Annotated in this window: 1 protein-coding gene; it reads left to right on the forward strand. The window is 65.7% G+C overall.

What is annotated here, in order from left to right:
* Positions 1-542: pyridoxal-phosphate dependent enzyme (locus N5D61_RS26440; protein WP_279894764.1), on the forward strand; the 542-nt coding region annotated here is incomplete at both ends.

Genomic DNA, 542 nt, shown 5'->3' on the forward strand with positions numbered 1-542 from the left:
TTGCACGGCGCCCGTCAGTTGTCCGAGCGGCTGGGCAATCAGGTGCTGCTCAAGCGGGAAGACCTGCAGCCGGTGTTCTCCTTCAAGATCCGCGGCGCGTACAACAAGCTGGCGCAGTTGAGCGCCGAGGAGCTGGCGCGGGGCGTGGTCACCGCTTCGGCGGGCAACCACGCGCAGGGCCTGGCGCTGGCGGCGAAAAAACTGGGGATCGAGGCGACCATCGTCATGCCCAAGACCACCCCGGAGATCAAGGTCGAAGGTGTGCGCTCGCGAGGTGGCAAGGTCGTGCTGCATGGCGATTCGTTCCCCGAGGCGCTGGCGCATTCCCTGAAGCTGGTCGAGGAAAAAGGCTACGTCTATATCCACCCCTACGACGATCCGGACACCATCGCCGGGCAAGGCACGGTGGCCATGGAGATCCTGCGCCAACACCCGGGCCCGCTGGACGCGATTTTCGTGCCGGTGGGCGGCGGCGGGCTGATCGCCGGCATTGCGGCCTACGTGAAATACCTGCGCCCCGAGATCAAGGTGATCGGTGTCGA

This window comes from Pseudomonas sp. GD03842 (assembly GCF_029841165.1).
In the GTDB taxonomy this organism is placed as follows: domain Bacteria; phylum Pseudomonadota; class Gammaproteobacteria; order Pseudomonadales; family Pseudomonadaceae; genus Aquipseudomonas.